The sequence below is a fragment of the Bariatricus sp. SGI.154 genome, from assembly GCF_050313795.1.
Lineage (GTDB): Bacteria > Bacillota > Clostridia > Lachnospirales > Lachnospiraceae > CAMBRQ01.
This window is the reverse complement of sequence record NZ_JBNPMC010000001.1, coordinates 60,946-76,384: the sequence shown is the minus strand read 5'-3', so window position 1 is coordinate 76,384 and position 15,439 is coordinate 60,946. Positions and strand designations below refer to the sequence as shown.

The 15,439-nt window shown below is 43.2% G+C and carries 19 protein-coding genes, 1 pseudogene and 1 riboswitch; of the genes and pseudogenes, 16 read left to right on the top strand and 4 right to left on the bottom strand.

Going from position 1 to position 15,439, the window contains the following annotated elements:
• Positions 1-95: 95 nt before the first annotated feature.
• From ACQRBN_RS00355 to ACQRBN_RS00320, 8 genes are all read left to right on the top strand, one after another.
• Entirely contained in the window at positions 96-296 is a 201-nt protein-coding gene (locus ACQRBN_RS00355; RefSeq protein WP_427736937.1) for a 4Fe-4S binding protein, read from the top strand.
• Entirely contained in the window at positions 293-874 is a 582-nt protein-coding gene (locus tag ACQRBN_RS00350) for a 4Fe-4S binding protein (RefSeq protein WP_427736936.1), read from the top strand. The genes ACQRBN_RS00355 and ACQRBN_RS00350 overlap by 4 nt, the downstream gene beginning before the upstream one ends.
• Positions 875-976: 102 nt before the next feature.
• Positions 977-1,750, top strand: coding sequence for a NifB/NifX family molybdenum-iron cluster-binding protein (locus tag ACQRBN_RS00345; RefSeq protein WP_427736935.1), 774 nt, complete (start codon positions 977-979; stop codon positions 1,748-1,750).
• A gap of 330 nt (positions 1,751-2,080) precedes the next feature.
• The gene (locus ACQRBN_RS00340; protein WP_427736934.1) at positions 2,081-2,404 is read left to right on the top strand and encodes a thioredoxin family protein; all 324 of its coding nucleotides are present in this window, start codon (positions 2,081-2,083) and stop codon (positions 2,402-2,404) included.
• Positions 2,405-2,460: 56 nt separating this feature from the next.
• On the top strand, positions 2,461-2,718 hold the full coding sequence (locus ACQRBN_RS00335; protein WP_427736933.1) for a hypothetical protein: 258 nt from the start codon (positions 2,461-2,463) through the stop codon (positions 2,716-2,718).
• Positions 2,700-2,867, top strand: a riboswitch (M-box (ykoK) riboswitch). (Overlaps the previous gene by 19 nt.)
• Positions 2,868-3,087: 220 nt before the next feature.
• Entirely contained in the window at positions 3,088-4,419 is a 1,332-nt protein-coding gene (gene mgtE / locus ACQRBN_RS00330) for a magnesium transporter (RefSeq protein ID WP_427736932.1), read from the top strand.
• Between the two features lie 97 nt (positions 4,420-4,516).
• Complete coding sequence (gene pepI / locus ACQRBN_RS00325) at positions 4,517-5,404, top strand: proline iminopeptidase (RefSeq protein ID WP_427737233.1); 888 nt, start codon at positions 4,517-4,519, stop codon at positions 5,402-5,404.
• 89 nt (positions 5,405-5,493) lie between these two features.
• A complete protein-coding gene (locus ACQRBN_RS00320) occupies positions 5,494-6,378 on the top strand; it encodes a DMT family transporter (RefSeq protein ID WP_427736931.1) in 885 nt (294 codons plus the stop codon).
• A 105-nt stretch (positions 6,379-6,483) separates the two neighbouring features.
• On the opposite strand, the gene ACQRBN_RS00315 is transcribed toward ACQRBN_RS00320, so the two are convergent.
• Positions 6,484-6,771, bottom strand: a complete 288-nt coding sequence (locus tag ACQRBN_RS00315) for a hypothetical protein (RefSeq protein WP_427737242.1) — start codon at positions 6,769-6,771, stop codon at positions 6,484-6,486.
• A 97-nt stretch (positions 6,772-6,868) separates the two neighbouring features.
• Positions 6,869-7,117 (bottom strand): annotated as a pseudogene (locus tag ACQRBN_RS00310) (DUF4118 domain-containing protein); the annotation flags it as partial.
• Positions 7,118-7,312: 195 nt separating this feature from the next.
• Here ACQRBN_RS00310 and ACQRBN_RS00305 point away from each other — a divergent pair.
• Both ACQRBN_RS00305 and ACQRBN_RS00300 read left to right on the top strand, forming a co-directional pair.
• Positions 7,313-8,086: a polysaccharide deacetylase family protein gene (locus tag ACQRBN_RS00305; protein ID WP_427736930.1), complete on the top strand. Its 774-nt coding sequence runs from the start codon at positions 7,313-7,315 to the stop codon at positions 8,084-8,086.
• A gap of 99 nt (positions 8,087-8,185) precedes the next feature.
• A complete protein-coding gene (locus ACQRBN_RS00300) occupies positions 8,186-8,431 on the top strand; it encodes a TM1266 family iron-only hydrogenase system putative regulator (RefSeq protein ID WP_427736929.1) in 246 nt (81 codons plus the stop codon).
• Positions 8,432-8,534: 103 nt separating this feature from the next.
• Here the strand turns inward: ACQRBN_RS00300 and ACQRBN_RS00295 are convergent, their stop codons facing one another.
• On the bottom strand, positions 8,535-9,179 hold the full coding sequence (locus ACQRBN_RS00295; RefSeq protein WP_427736928.1) for a PduL/EutD family phosphate acyltransferase: 645 nt from the start codon (positions 9,177-9,179) through the stop codon (positions 8,535-8,537).
• Positions 9,180-9,347: 168 nt separating this feature from the next.
• On the opposite strand from ACQRBN_RS00295, the gene ACQRBN_RS00290 reads away from it, so the two are divergent.
• From ACQRBN_RS00290 to ACQRBN_RS00265, 6 genes are all read left to right on the top strand, one after another.
• The gene (locus ACQRBN_RS00290; RefSeq protein ID WP_427736927.1) at positions 9,348-9,557 is read left to right on the top strand and encodes a hypothetical protein; all 210 of its coding nucleotides are present in this window, start codon (positions 9,348-9,350) and stop codon (positions 9,555-9,557) included.
• 174 nt (positions 9,558-9,731) lie between these two features.
• The gene (locus ACQRBN_RS00285; RefSeq protein WP_427736926.1) at positions 9,732-11,063 is read left to right on the top strand and encodes a glutamine synthetase family protein; all 1,332 of its coding nucleotides are present in this window, start codon (positions 9,732-9,734) and stop codon (positions 11,061-11,063) included.
• Between the two features lie 60 nt (positions 11,064-11,123).
• Positions 11,124-11,672: an ANTAR domain-containing response regulator gene (locus ACQRBN_RS00280; RefSeq protein WP_427736925.1), complete on the top strand. Its 549-nt coding sequence runs from the start codon at positions 11,124-11,126 to the stop codon at positions 11,670-11,672.
• A gap of 47 nt (positions 11,673-11,719) precedes the next feature.
• On the top strand, positions 11,720-12,565 hold the full coding sequence (gene dapF, locus ACQRBN_RS00275; RefSeq protein WP_427736924.1) for a diaminopimelate epimerase: 846 nt from the start codon (positions 11,720-11,722) through the stop codon (positions 12,563-12,565).
• 24 nt (positions 12,566-12,589) lie between these two features.
• On the top strand, positions 12,590-13,804 hold the full coding sequence (locus tag ACQRBN_RS00270; RefSeq protein WP_427736922.1) for an LL-diaminopimelate aminotransferase: 1,215 nt from the start codon (positions 12,590-12,592) through the stop codon (positions 13,802-13,804).
• A gap of 250 nt (positions 13,805-14,054) precedes the next feature.
• The gene (locus ACQRBN_RS00265) at positions 14,055-14,495 is read left to right on the top strand and encodes an RpiB/LacA/LacB family sugar-phosphate isomerase (protein ID WP_427736921.1); all 441 of its coding nucleotides are present in this window, start codon (positions 14,055-14,057) and stop codon (positions 14,493-14,495) included.
• 121 nt (positions 14,496-14,616) lie between these two features.
• Here ACQRBN_RS00265 and tpiA read toward each other — a convergent pair whose 3' ends face one another.
• Positions 14,617-15,405, bottom strand: coding sequence for a triose-phosphate isomerase (gene tpiA, locus ACQRBN_RS00260; RefSeq protein ID WP_427736919.1), 789 nt, complete (start codon positions 15,403-15,405; stop codon positions 14,617-14,619).
• Positions 15,406-15,439 lie beyond the last annotated feature (34 nt).

Genomic DNA, 15,439 nt, shown 5'->3' with positions numbered 1-15,439 from the left:
AGCGGTCAAGGTAAATTCTTATGTAATAATATCACAGAAGAATTTACCTTTTTCACGTACAATAGAGATACCAAATTTGAAAGGGGAACAAAGCATTGGCAAAAAGAGTGGCAAGTGTCGATAAAAAAAGATGTGTTGCCTGCGGAGTATGTGAAAATACTTGTCCGTTGGCAGCGGTTAAAGTTCATCGTGGGTGCTATGCGGTAGTAGAAGAAACATTGTGTGTAGGATGCGGGAAATGTGCAAAGTCCTGTCCGGTAGGCTGTATTGAAATGAAAGAGAGGGTAGCAGTGTGAAGAAAAAGAAGCATTGGTATGATTATTTATGGATATGGGCGATCATTTATTTTGCTCTCGGTTTTTTTAATATTTTGTTCGCGTGGTTTGGGATGATTGATTTCCTGGTGCCGTTAGGAATAGCAATATTCGGTGGAAATAAATTTTTCTGTAATCATTTGTGTGGACGTGGACAGCTTTTTAGTAAGCTTGGTGGAGATTTAAAATGCTCAAGAAATAAATCAACCCCGCGATGGATGAGTTCAAAATGGTTCAAATATGGCTTTTTGATATTTTTCCTTACAATGTTTGGCAACATGGTATTTCAGACATATTTAGTTGGTGCCGGAGCATCCTCCTTGCGTGAAGCTATCAAACTATTCTGGACCTTCCGTGTTCCATGGGGATGGACATACACTGCAGGAACAGTAGCTGATTGGGTGGCACAGTTTAGTTTTGGATTTTATAGTTTGATGCTTACATCTCTGCTGTTAGGGTTGATCGTAATGGTGTTATATAAGCCAAGAACCTGGTGTGCATTTTGTCCAATGGGAACAATGACGCAGGGCATCTGTAAATTAAAAAATAATGGAAAATAAGTAATACTATTAGGTTATACATAAAAGGCATATGTCAAAAACGTTATTGACATATGCCTTTTATAAGGCTATTATATAAGAAAAGCGAGAAAGGAGCAGTTTATGCCGAGACCAGTAAAATGCAGAAAAGTCTGTCATTTCCCCAATATTTTAGAATTCCTTCCGGCAGATAATACTGAGAAAAAAACACCTATTGTTCTGACGGTAGATGAGTATGAGACAATTCGTCTTTTGGACAAGAAAGGTTATAGTCAGGAGCAATGTGCAGCATCTATGCAAGTCGCAAGAACAACAGTTCAACGGATTTACGAGATTGCCAGGAAGAAAATAGCATATGCACTTATTGATGGACATCCGCTTAGAATTGAGGGTGGGGATTTCATAATCTGTGACGGTCAGAACAGCAACTGCAGCTTTGGAGGATGTTATAAACAGGAAATATACAAAAAATATGCAGAAGAAAAAGGAGAAGGTATCATGAGAATAGCAGTAACATATGAAAATGGACAGATTTTCCAGCACTTTGGACACACAGAGACATTTAAGATTTACGATGTAGAGGAAGGAAAAGTAGTACATTCAGAAATAGTAGATACGAATGGAAGCGGACATGGTGCATTAGCGGGAGTTCTTAATGCATTGAATGCAGATGTTCTGATCTGTGGCGGAATCGGAGGCGGTGCACAGACAGCGTTAGCGGCAGCTGGTATTAAACTCTTTGGAGGAGTTTCCGGAGATGCGGATGAAGCAGTAGAAGCCTTTATTAATGAAACACTGGATTACAATCCAGATGTGAAATGTTCTCACCATGAGCACAGCCACGGGGAAGGACATACATGTGGCGAGCACGGATGTGGAAGCCATAGTTGTCATTAAGAAGAATAGTAAAAAATAATAATACGAAAGGATGTGCCAAGGTAATGGAGAAGTTACCGTAGCGCATCCTTTTTTGTTATTTTCATATTGATTATTTCTTACTTGCCGAAAGTAATGAATTGAACGTATAATACTCGCAGCTTTTTGTAACTGTCAAAGATGGGAGTATACTTAATTTATTGAGATGTGTCAATTATATAACTGGCATATGCCGTAAATAGAAATAAAAAGAAGCGTAATAAAGCAAATTGTCTTTTCTGTGATATCATCACGGAAGCAAGATCTTTTATGGGGTATATTAAGTTCAAACAGGAGAAGGGGTTAAAAAATATGACATCAATAAATATAAATAAAGAAAAGTTTGGACAATTAATTCATAAGGAAAAACTGGTTTTGGTTGATTTCTGGGCACCTTGGTGTGGTTATTGCCGTAGAATTGGAGCAGCTTATGAAAAAATAAGTGAAGAATACAGCGATATTCTTATTGCTGGAAAAGTAAATATTGATGAAGAACCACAGATTGCAGAAGCTGAAAAGATTGAGATAGTTCCTACGCTGGTTTTATATCGAGATGGAAAGGCAATAGATTCTATTGTTGCACCTGAATCAAAAAAAATGATAGAAAATTTTATTAATGAAGCTTTAGAAAAATAGGAGGACTGCTGTATGAATGAAAATCATGTTTACGATATGATTATCGTGGGATGAATATGAGTAAAATGAGAAGAGCATGTGAATTCATAGTGGCCGGAACTTTGATCGGCAGTATGGCAGTCCCGGGGATGACAGACAGTCTGAAACTTCAGAATTATGAACCGACAGAAGAACTGTCTATCCCGGATTATGTAGAAGTGACAGCCGATGTGGCGGATTTTGAACTAGAACTTATAGGATTTTATTTGACATTATTGTTCAGCGGTCCTATAATGGAGAAACAAAACAGAATAGACTATTACTTCGGTAGGTGAGGTTACCACAGGGATTTGGAACATCCTAAGATTGCTGCCGCGAGAATTGTGGAGACACGATGAGCTGGTTAGCAGGATATGTCGTGAAGGCATAACCTAATGCAATTGATATGCCCTGTGATGCTAAAGCTTGAACGGTGAACAGGGGATTAAGATATATACAGACTTTCGCATTGCTCAGGCATTGCGGAAGTTTTTTTCTATAGGGAACTTCGTTCCCTGTTGATTATATTTGGCATAAGTTGCATCTATGAAGTAAGTATGTAAAGAAGAGAAAAGAAGGAGGTGAGGTTATGGACGCAGGTGCCAGTTATCACTCGCAGATGGCGATAAACGTAAGAAAATCAAATAAGAAAAGGAGAGATTATAATGAACAGAGAGATCTTTACCGCACTCCTGCAGCAGCATCAGTACCAGGCTGTAAGGAGCATTTTGAATGTCATGAATGCAGTGGACATAGCCTCACTGCTATCCGAACTTGATAACAAAGAATTGGCATTTGCTTTCCGTCTGATTCAGAAAGAAAAGGCGGCGGAAGTATTTGCCAATATGAATAATAGTATGCAGACCTGTCTGGTAGAATTATTTTCGGACAAGGAACTTCGGGAACTGCTGGAGGATCTGTATATGGATGATACGGTTGATATGCTGGGAGAACTTCCGGCGAATCTGGTTACACGAATTCTGGATACGGTCAGCCAGAAAGACAGGGATACGATCAACCGACTTCTGAATTACCCGGAAGACAGTGCCGGAAGCATTATGACAACGGAATACGTGGATCTAAGACCAGACTGGTGCGTTGCAGAGGCTATGGCGCATATCAAAGAGGTCGGCATCCATAAGGAAACAATCTATACGTGTTATGTGACCGAGAAGAAGAGGCTTCTTGGAATTGTTACTGCCAAGGATATGATGGTGGCAGATGATCATGTGGTCATCCGGGAGTTGATGGAACAGGAGATGATTACGGTCAATACGAATACCGATCAGGAGGAGGTAGCCCGGTTATTCCGTAAATACGATTTCCTGGCGATTCCGGTTCTGGATCTGGAAGGCTTTCTGGTTGGAATCGTAACTTTCGATGATGCGATGGATGTCCTGATTGATGAGGACACCGAAGATATCACGAAGATGGCAGCGATGAACCCCGGCGAGAAATCCTACTTTGAAACCTCCATCTTCGGTCATGCCAAGAGCAGAATCCCGTGGCTTTTGATATTGATGTTCTCCGCCGCCATTACGGGCACAATTATAACAAAATATGAAAATGCATTCGCTGTAGTTCCTATCCTGGTATCCTTTATTCCGATGCTTATGGATACCGGAGGAAATTGCGGTTCCCAGAGTTCTACGCTGATTATCCGAGGGATTGCGCTGGATGAGATTCAGTTCCGGGATATCTTCCGGGTGGTGTCAAAAGAGTTTGGAGTATCCTTAATAGTGGGTATCGTGCTGGCGGTGGCTAATGGTTTGCGGATCATGCTGATATATCGGAATACAGCACTTGCGCTGGTAGTGGCTCTTTCGTTGATGGCAACGATCGTGATCTCGAAGATGATAGGGTGTATCCTGCCGCTGCTGGCAAAGAAGGCTGGACTGGATCCGGCACTGATGGCGTCGCCGTTGATTACGACGCTGGTGGATACATGCTCGATTTTGATATACTTTGGAGTGGCGACCAGGGTGTTTGAGTTGTAGGTGGGAATTGAACAAAAAATAAAATTCCACTCATACGGATTGCCAATTGTTAAAAAAATATTTATAATAGAGACAAATATTGTCGAGGAGGTTTTCAATAATGAAAATTAAAGAAGGCTATATGCCGTACTTAGAGTACAAAACATATTACAGAATTGTAGGAGAGTGCACTGGCAACAAAAAGCCACTTGTACTGCTTCACGGAGGACCAGGATCCACACATAATTATTTTGAAGTATTGGACAGACTTGCAGAAGAAGACGGTCGTCAGTTGATTATGTACGATCAGATTGGATGCGGCGAATCTTATGTGGATAATCGTCCGGATCTGTGGAATGCGAAGACATGGATCGAAGAACTGATGGCGCTTAGAAAGCATCTTGGGCTGGATGAGATTCATCTTCTCGGACAGTCCTGGGGAGGAATGCAGCTTCTGGACTATGTATGCAACTACAAGCCAGAGGGGCTTAAGAGCCTGATACTTTCCAGTACGCTTCCGGCTTCCTGGATGTGGGGAATCGAGCAGCACCGTATGATTAAGGAACTGCCACAGGAGATGCAGGATGCGATTGACAAAGCGACATCTACGAATGATTACAGTGATCCGGCTTATATTGCGGCAGAGACAGAATATATGCTCCGTCATGCTGCGGGCGCAGTAACAGAAGACTCTCCGGAATGCTTAAGACGTCCGGTGAAGAAGGGCGGCGAAGCATATGTTGTTGGCTGGGGACCGAATGAATATACTCCTATGGGAACCCTGAAGGATTATGATGTAACGGAACAGTTGAAAGAGATCAAGGAGCCAACGCTTGTAATCAATGGTGGGAACGATCTGTGTACGCCATATATCGCGAAATACATGTACGACAGAATCCCGAATTCCAGATGGGAACTGTTCCGTACCTGCCGTCATATGTGCTTCGTAGAAGATACGGACAGATATGTAGAGTTGATGAAAGAATGGCTGAATGAGAACGATTAATATCTTAAGATAAAGAAGATCAGCCTGAAGCAATGGATGAAAAGCAGTCCGAGATTGCAGATGGATGAAGAGAGTGGGAAACAAAAGAAATGGAACGTAAGAAGGGCTTGTTTGCCGCGTTTATGGCTGGGTTATTATGGGGCGCTACCAGCCCCATAGCCCAGTTTCTGTTTGAAAGTAAAGGAATCGTATCGGAATGGCTTGTGCCATACCGTCTTATGGCTGCAGGAATTCTTCTTTTCCTGTATGCTGTTTTTATCAAGAAGCAGCCGCTGTTTGATATATGGAAGAACCGGGAGGATGGAATCAGGCAGGTGGCATTCTCTGTGTTGGGAATGATGGGAATGCAGTATTCCTTTTTTTGCGCGGTTCAGGAGATGAATGCAGGAATTGCTACTATATTCCAGTATTTGAATCCGGCAATGCTGCTTATGTATTTTGCGATCGTATACCGGGTGACTCCAAAGGCAAAAGAAATTACGGCAGTGCTTTGCTCGGTATTAGGTATATTTCTTGTGGCAACGCACGGGAATATCCATGCATTAACAATCTCTTCTAAAGGAATCATATTAGGGCTTTTGGTGGCTCTAACGACTTGTTTCTATGGAGTGATTCCGGGACCGCTTCTTAAGAAGTATCCGGCGGAGATTGTCTGTGCATGGGCAATGATTATTGGCGGACTAATATTAATGGCTGTGAATCGTCCATGGAGGATGAAAGTAACGATTGATGTAGAAGTGATGATTAGTTTCTTTGCAATCGTAATATTTGGAACGATTATGTCTTTCTGCTGTTACCTGTATTCGCTTAAGACGATAGGATCAGTGCATGCGGGATTATTGTCCAGTGTAGAGCCGGTGGCAGCAACCATTCTGGCCGCAGTGTTTTTAGAAACCGCGTTCCAGCCGATTGATGTAGTGGGATTCGTGCTGGTTCTGTCTACGATGTTTATTCTGAACATTAACGCGACATAACATGGAGGCTCATTGAATGATAGCATAAAAGAGGATGCGTTTTGGCGCATCCTCTTTTTGAGAGAATCATGAATGAGGCTTTATTAAGATATGCCACCTTCTCCTTCATTTTAGCAGATATAGATAAAATGAACAGAACTTGAAGTTGTTCTTAACAGAACTGTCAATGCCTTTCCCATAATTCACTACGTGGAATGTGACGGCATGTTCGCTTTCGGTAATGATTAATTCTACAGGTTCGGTACTCTCGGAATGCACGAGAGCATTCTTCAGAAGATTGATTAGGGTCTGCTCGGTCAGGAGAGGATCCATAGGGATCATCAGGATATATTCTGGTGTAGAGATATGGATGGAAGCGAAGATCGTGGGACACTGCACGCAGCAGGTTGGCACAGATTCGCTCTTTCTCCACTTCGTTTAGTTTTCGCTCTCTTTCGGCAATGATCTCATCCTGTTTTTTGAGCCGTGTGGTCATGGCGCTGGTTGTGATTGTAATGATCAGCATACAGATAAAAGTAATCGGATATCCGCTCAGCGTAAAATTCACTTCAAAGAATGGGTATGTAAAACATCCGTTAATGAATATTACGCAGAACAGAGCGGACAGAATGTCATATAGATAGCCGGTAGTATGTCTCGAGATCAGGATGAGCGCGAGTATGTAAATCAAGGCAATATTGGCAGAATTATCCCGTACAAAATGAAAAAATAAGAATGCCAGCCCAGTGGCTATGAGCAATATGCTTAATGTATATAATATATTATGAATGATTTTTTCATATCTATTGTGTGAAGGGGTTTCTTGCTCCTTTTAACTAATAATTTTTATACACAGGTATTATAACATTTAATGGTACTTTGAGGGGTAAAATTTGTGTTTGGATTCTCTGGGAACACATACACTATAAATAAAGGCATATGTCTGGAGATATCTATGAAAGAAGAAAATAAGAGAAAATGGAAGAATACCTGCGTCCTTGCCCTGACACTGGTGATTGCCCTGGCAGGATCTTTCAAATACCTGTCCGGCTATGTGACGATTTCCAGTAATGTAAATGGCAGAGAACTTCCGATCTACTCCGTGGAGACGGAAGAAAAGAAGGTGGCGCTGACCTTTGATGCAGCGTGGGAGAATGAACAGACGGAGGAAATCCTTAGGATTCTGGAGGAGCATGGGATACATGCCACTTTTTTTATGACCGGGGGATGGGTTGAGAAGTATCCGGAGGATGTGAAAAAGATTCTGGCAGCAGGGCATGACCTTGGCAATCACAGTGAGAATCACAAGAATATGTCCGAGTTGAGCAAGGAAGAACAGAAGTTGGAGGTCATGAAGGTGCATGAGAAGGTCAAAGAACTGACTGGTACAGACATGAAACTTTTCCGTCCGCCCTATGGTGATTATGACGATACTGTAATCCAAAGTGTACAGGAGTGCGGGTATTTTCCGATTGAATGGTCTGTGGATAGCCTGGATTGGAAGGATTATGGAGCAGATAATATTGTAGATACAGTTCTTGGACATAAGGAATTGAAAAATGGGGCGATCATCCTATGCCATAATGGGGCGAAATATACAGTAGAGGCATTAGAAAGGCTGATCAATGGCTTGGAAGATAAAGGGTATCGGATTGTTCCGGTATCGGAATTGATCTATACGGATGAATACCATATGGATGTGACAGGGCGACAGATTAAGAATATTTAAGGTGTGTGTCAGAGATTCTGTACGCATGGCAGGCAAACTGTGTTATAATGAATTCGATTTCCGAATTCATAGAGACAATATAGTAGAAAGGATATAGAGATGGATAGCAGAGTGTCTGTAATCAGCATTATTATAAAAAATGAAGAGGCTGCAGGGGCGGTAAATGAATTGCTTCATGAGTTCCGTCAGTATATTGTGGGGCGGATGGGGATTCCCTATAGAGAGCGTGGAATCTCGATCATCAGCGTGGTGCTGGATGCACCGGGGGACGCAACGAGTTCCTTGTCTGGCAAACTGGGAATGCTTGAAGGGGTTAGTGCAAAGACTCTGACAGCAAAGATGTAATAACAGTAAAGTTATTTTATGAAAACGGATTCTAATATTTGGTGCGTGACAGAATGCTGCCGAATATTGGAATCCGTTTCTGTAAAATTCCTTATATAGACGCTCAGAATCTATTAATTCCATTCTGTAATTCTTCTGCCCACTTCTGAAGATTATAAGTCCGTCCTCCAAAGAGTTTCAAAAGAGCGCCGGTAGGATGATTGTCATTGGCAAATGCGTTCGCTTCATCCGTATCCACATGCATTGCCAGGGCGAAGTTCGGGTGCACCCGGACAACCACATCTGCGAATATCAGGGAACGCTCAAAACTTTCCATAATAACGAAGACTTCGTCATTATCTTTCACATTCAACTGAATTGCCTGTACCGGGGTCATATGTATATGCCTCTTGGCTACAATAACACCATGATCCAGTTCGATGCTTCCGTTAGGTCCTTCCAATATACACCCCGGAGTTCCTTGTGTATCGCCGGACTGACGGATCATACCGGGAATTCCAAGTTTACGGGAGTCAGTCATGGAGATCTCTACCTGCGTCTCGTTACGAAAAGGACCAAGTACAGCGATTTTTTCGAAAGAGCCTTTTGGTCCTCTGACAGCAAGGCGCTCTTTGCAGACATACTGTCCGGGCTGGCTTAATTCAGCCTTAAAGGTCAGGTCACGGTCTTCTCCGAATAATATATTAAAATCTTCGCGGCACAGATGTATGTGGCGCGCGCTCGTCTCAATTGGAATTGCAAGTCCCATAATCATATCACCTCATTCGTAGAATAACCCTATTCTATCAGAGATGAGACGGTTTTTCAATTATTAATAATTATTGCTTTTGTTAATTATGGATATCTGCTATAATGGATTTACGGCAATGCAGAACTGATATGTGACGAGTATAATTAGGATAAGGAGGATGCGTCTATGAGAGAAGTATGGGAGAATATCAAGGAATTCATGAAAAGAGACTGGACACCGGCAGAGAAAGCGCTGATGATTATTTGTGCGGTATTATTGGGTGTGGTATATGGTTTTTTGATCGCGCCGATCAAAGCAGGAATCAGTTGCGGCAATAATAATGGCAATTCCTATGTTCAGTCAGATGACGGATACTGGTTAGGTGACGAAGAATAGAGCATTATTTGAGGAAAGTTGGGCATTTTGTCACGTTGACAAAGTGCCTTTCTCTATTCTATAATCTAGTGTGTAAGACAAAGGCGTTTTCATCATGGCATGAGAGCGCCCATTTTTATATAGAACCAGGAATTGTGTGATAATTACATATATTTAGGTCAGGAGGGAAATGTAATGAATAATTACACGAGAGAGGATGTCTTAAGGATGGTGGAGGAAGAGGATGTGGGGTTCATCCGTCTTCAGTTTACAGATATCTTTGGAACCATGAAGAATGTTGCGATTACGACCAGCCAGCTTCCGAAAGCGTTGGATAACCAGATTATGTTTGATGGATCTTCTATAGAAGGATTTGCCAGAGTCGAGGATTCAGATATGTACCTTTATCCGGATCTGGATACTTTTGAGATATTTCCATGGAGACCGCAGCAGGGGAAGGTTGCAAGGTTGATCTGTGATGTGTATAAGCCGGATGGAACGGCTTTTGCGAGTGATCCGAGATATATCCTGAAGAAAGTAATGGCAGAGGCTAAGGAGATGGGATATGAGTTCAATGTAGGACCGGAATGTGAATTCTTCCTGTTCCATACGGATGAAGATGGGATTCCGACAACGCTCTCCCATGAAAGTGCAACGTATTTTGATCTGGGACCTCTGGATCTTGGAGAGAATGCGCGCAGGGATATGGTGCTGACACTGGAGGATATGGGATTCGTTGTGGAATCGTCCCACCATGAACTGGCGCCGGCACAGCATGAGATTGATTTCAGATATGATGAAGCATTGGCAACTGCTGATAATATTATGACGTTTAAGTTAGTAGTGAAGACGATTGCAAAGCGCCACGGGCTTCATGCAACATTTATGCCCAAACCGAAATACGGTGTAAATGGCTCTGGCATGCATACGAATATGTCTCTGAGCAGAGATGGTATGAATGCATTCTCCGATCCGAAGGATGAGAGGGGGCTGAGCAAGGAGGCATATTACTTTATCGGCGGTATCATGAAGCATATGAAGGCGATCAGTTTCATTACGAATCCGATCGTGAATTCATACAAGAGGCTTGTGCCGGGATATGAGGCACCTGTATATATTGCGTGGTCTGCGAAAAACCGGACGCCTTTGATCCGCGTGCCTGCAATGTGCGGGGACAATGCAAAGATTGAACTTAGAAGCCCGGATCCGTGTGCGAACCCATATCTTGCGCTGGCGGTGTGCCTGGCAGCAGGTCTGGATGGTATTAAGAATGAGATCATGCCGCCGCAGAGTATTGATTGCAATATCTTCGAGATGACGGCCGAACAGAGAAAAGAGGCGGGGATCGAATCGCTTCCGAGAAGTCTTCGTGAGGCGGCGAAGGAATTCGAGAAGGATGAGTATATTCAGGCAGTTCTTGGTGAGGATTTATCAAGAAAATATCTTAAGGCGAAGAATAAAGAGTACGCAGATTACCGCGCGCAGGTTACAGAATGGGAACTGGGGAAATATTTACACCGTATGTAGACATTTTCTTTTAAGGCAGACACAATAGAGTGAAGACTGAGAATAACAGGAGGTGTGAGTTTGGTTGGTATTATTGTTGTATTTCCCAATAAGGATAACGCAACCAATATTCGCAACCTATTAGTGCGGGGCGGAATGGATGTAACCGGAGTGGCTACTACGGGTGCTCAGGCGATGAATTACGCGGATACTGTAGATGAGGGAATTGTGGTATGTGGCTATAAACTGAAGGATATGATGTATACGGAACTTCGGGAATACCTGCCGAAGACTTTCGAGATGCTTCTGATCGCGTCTGCGGATAAATGGAGCGAGGGCGGCATAGAGGGTGTTGTGGGCTTGTCAATGCCGATTAAGGTGTATGATCTGATGAACACGATGGATATGATGCTGCGGACGGTCGACCGAAGGCGTAAGAAGCGAAAACTGGAGCAAAAGAACCGGAACTCCGAACAGAAAGCGTTGATAACGAAAGCAAAGGAGCTGTTGATGGCACGTAATAACATGACGGAGGCAGAAGCGCATAGATATCTTCAGAAGAGCAGCATGGACAGCGGGACGAATATGGTTGAGACGGCAGAGATGGTGCTGAGTATTATGTCAGAATAATAGCGGAATTATAATAGAGAATCAAAAGATGGAAGGAGAGTGGGAGTGTGAGATTCACGAAGATGCATGGACTTGGTAATGACTATGTCTATGTGAATTGCTTTAAGGAGAAGATTGAGAACCCGCCGGAGGTGGCAAAGTATGTAAGTGATCGGCACCTTGGGATTGGCTCGGATGGATTGATTATGATTAACCCATCGAAGGTGGCAGATTTCGAGATGGAGATGTATAATGCGGACGGTTCCAGAGGTGAGATGTGTGGCAATGGAATCCGTTGTGTAGCGAAGTATGTGTATGATTATGGACTGACAGATAAGACCAGCATCTCGGTGGAGACACTTGGTGGGATTAAGTATCTTGATCTTATGGTTGCCTGCGGCAAGGTTGCGCTTGTGAAGGTGGATATGGGCACGCCGGAACTTAGGGCGGAAGCGATTCCAATCGAGATGGAAGAAGGTTGGGAAGCAGATCAGGTAGTTGATGAAGTAATTGTAGTGGATGGAACAGAATATCATATGACAGGTGTGTCTATGGGGAATCCGCATGCGGTGGTCTATATCGAGGATGTGAAGGGGCTGGATATCGAGAAGATTGGTCCGAAGTTTGAGAATCATGAGAGATTCCCGAAGAGAATCAATACGGAATTCGCGAGGGTGATTGATCGTAAGACGGTAGAGATGCGTGTGTGGGAGAGAGGTTCAGGAGAGACTCTTGCATGTGGAACGGGTGCCTGTGCGGTGGCTGTTGCAAGTATTCTGAATGGACTGACGGATCATGAGGTTACGATTCGATTATTAGGTGGAGATTTGAAGATTGAGTGGGATCGGGAAGTGAATAAGGTGTATATGACCGGTCCGGCAACTACAGTGTTCGATGGTGAGATTGAAATATAAAGAATATATAAAGGAGTTAGAAGAATGTTTAAAGTAAATGAAGACTATCTAAAATTACCGGGGAGTTATCTCTTCTCGACGATAGGTAAGAAAGTAGCAGCATTCCAGGCAGCGAATCCGGATAAAAGTATTATCCGGCTTGGAATCGGGGATGTAACACAGCCATTGGCGCCGGCAATTATTGAAGCGCTGCACAGTGCGGTTGATGAGATGGCGCATGCAGAGACCTTTCATGGCTATGCGCCGGATCTTGGCTATGAATTCTTAAGAAGCGTAATGGCGAAGAATGATTATCAGGATAAAGGCTGCGATATCAAGGCAGATGAGATATTTATCTCTGATGGAGCAAAATGTGATTCTGGTAACATCCAGGAGATATTTGCAAAAGATAATAAGATCGCCGTTTGTGACCCGGTATATCCGGTATACGTTGATACGAACGTTATGGCAGGACGTACGGGAACTTACGATCCGAAAGCAGAGACATGGAGTGATGTCATTTATATGCCATGTACTAAAGATACAGGTTTTGCGCCGGAACTTCCGGCAGAGACACCAGATATCATCTACCTGTGTTTCCCAAACAATCCTACGGGATCTACAATTACGAAGAATCAGCTACAGGAGTGGGTAGACTATGCGAATAAAGTGGGAGCGGTTATCATCTATGATGCTGCTTATGAGGCGTATATCTCTGAAGATAACGTGCCGCACACCATCTATGAGTGCGAGGGTGCGAGAACCTGTGCGATTGAACTTAGAAGTTTCTCCAAGAATGCAGGGTTCACCGGAGTAAGACTTGGTGCAACTGTCATTCCGAAAGATGTAAAATGTGGGGATGTTTTGCTTCATTCTCTTTGGGCGAGACGTCATGGAACCAAATACAACGGCGCGCCGTATATCGTGCAGAAGGCTGGAGAAGCAGTATATTCTGAGGCTGGAAAAGCACAGTTAAAAGAACAGGTTGCTTATTACATGAAGAATGCAAAGACAATTTATGAAGGATTGAAAGATGCTGGGTACAATGTATCTGGCGGTGTTAACGCACCATATATCTGGTTGGAGACGCCGAAGGGAATGAGTTCTTGGGAGTTCTTCGATTACCTGCTCGAGAATGCGAATGTTGTGGGAACTCCGGGATCTGGATTTGGACCGAGCGGCGAGGGATATTTCCGGTTGACTGCGTTTGGATCTTATGAGAATACAGTGTCAGCAATTGAAAGAATTAAAAAAATGTAGTAGTTGGGGACGTAGTAAAATGCACTTTTACTACGTCCCCAATTAGCAAATGTGGTGTACCTAATTGACATATGCCCTGTACCCAATGTGGCGCAGGGTACTTTTTTGGCTTTTTTTAAATTGGCGGGTTGCGATTGCTTTTGAATTAACAAAAACAAAATATAAACGAAAATAAACACAATTATAGACAAATGAGAACGCAAGTGATAAAATGATAAAACAAAACAAATCGAAAATGGAGGAAAAGAAAATGAAAATTGCAATCGGTTGTGATCCAAATGCCAAGCAGGCGAAAGAAGAATTGATCGAGTTTATTGAAAAGAAGGGATACGGTGAAGTGACAGATTTCGGAAGTGAGGACCCGATCTATGCGAATGTGGCTATCCGGGTGGCAGAGGCAGTTGCGACGAAGGAGTATGATCGGGGAATCTTAATCTGCGGAACCGGGCTTGGCGTATCCATTGCGGCCAACAAGGTAAAGGGTGCATATGCAGCTCTGCTTTCGGATGTCTATTCTGCAAAGCGTGCACGTCTTAGTAATGATGCCAATATCGCATGCATGGGAGCATTTACGATTGGAAATAAGTTGAGAGAAGAACTGACAGAAGCCTTTTTAACAAATGAATTCGAGAAAGGGTGCGCTTCTCAGCCGAAAGTAGATGCGTTCGTTAATTATGAGAACGCACACTAGAATGTGGATCGATATGCAAGAAAAAGGAGGGATGCCCCTCCTTTTTTTTATGCCCCTTTTTATGTATCTGAGCAGAAGTGCTGACCAGATTTCCTGTTGTATTTTGCAAACAAAAGCACGATTAGTTTTTTTGCTGCGCTTCATAAGACGCCATTGCATCACGGATTAATTGCTCGAACTTATCTGCCTGCCATGCGGCGCGTCCGGTAAATAACCCGTCGATGGAAGGCTGTGTGATTAACTGGCAGGCATTGTCAGGGTTTACGCTTCCGCCATATAATGTTGGGATATCCTTCCCGGCATCCCCGAAAAGTTCGGTCAGACATTCTTTGATTATTTTATGCATCTTTTCTGCGTACCCGGCGGAAGCAGGAGTCCCGTTTACTCCGATGGACCAGACAGGCTCGTATGAGATCCAAAGATTGGAAAGGTGGGAGAGGGGGATGTCATGTAATCCTATTTTTAACTGCATTCTGAGAACTTCCGCGCTGATGTTATAATCCTTTTCCTGTGCAGTCTCGCCGATGCAGAGAAGAGTGGTGAAGCCGTGGTTAAGAGCGGCTTTCACCTTCTGGTTTTCTTCGGAATCCGTCTCGCCAAATACATGTCTTCTCTCGGAATGGCCGATCATGACCAGGTTAAGACCGAGTTCTTTGAGCATAATAGGAGAAATCTCTCCGGTAAATTGCCCTTCATCGGCCCAACACATATTCTGAGCGCCTAATTTGATATAGGACTGGTCGATATGCTTGGCCGCACTTTCAAGTGCAGTGTAGGATGGGATGATGAACAGGTCGATATCGTCTCTGCTGATATCTTTTGTCTTCTCATAAAGTGACTGAAGATAAGAAACTGTTTCCTGAATAGTTTTGTACATTTTCAGGTTGCTTCCAAAATATAATTTTTTCATATTTACCTCCTTATGTTGTATTTGATGAATTGAT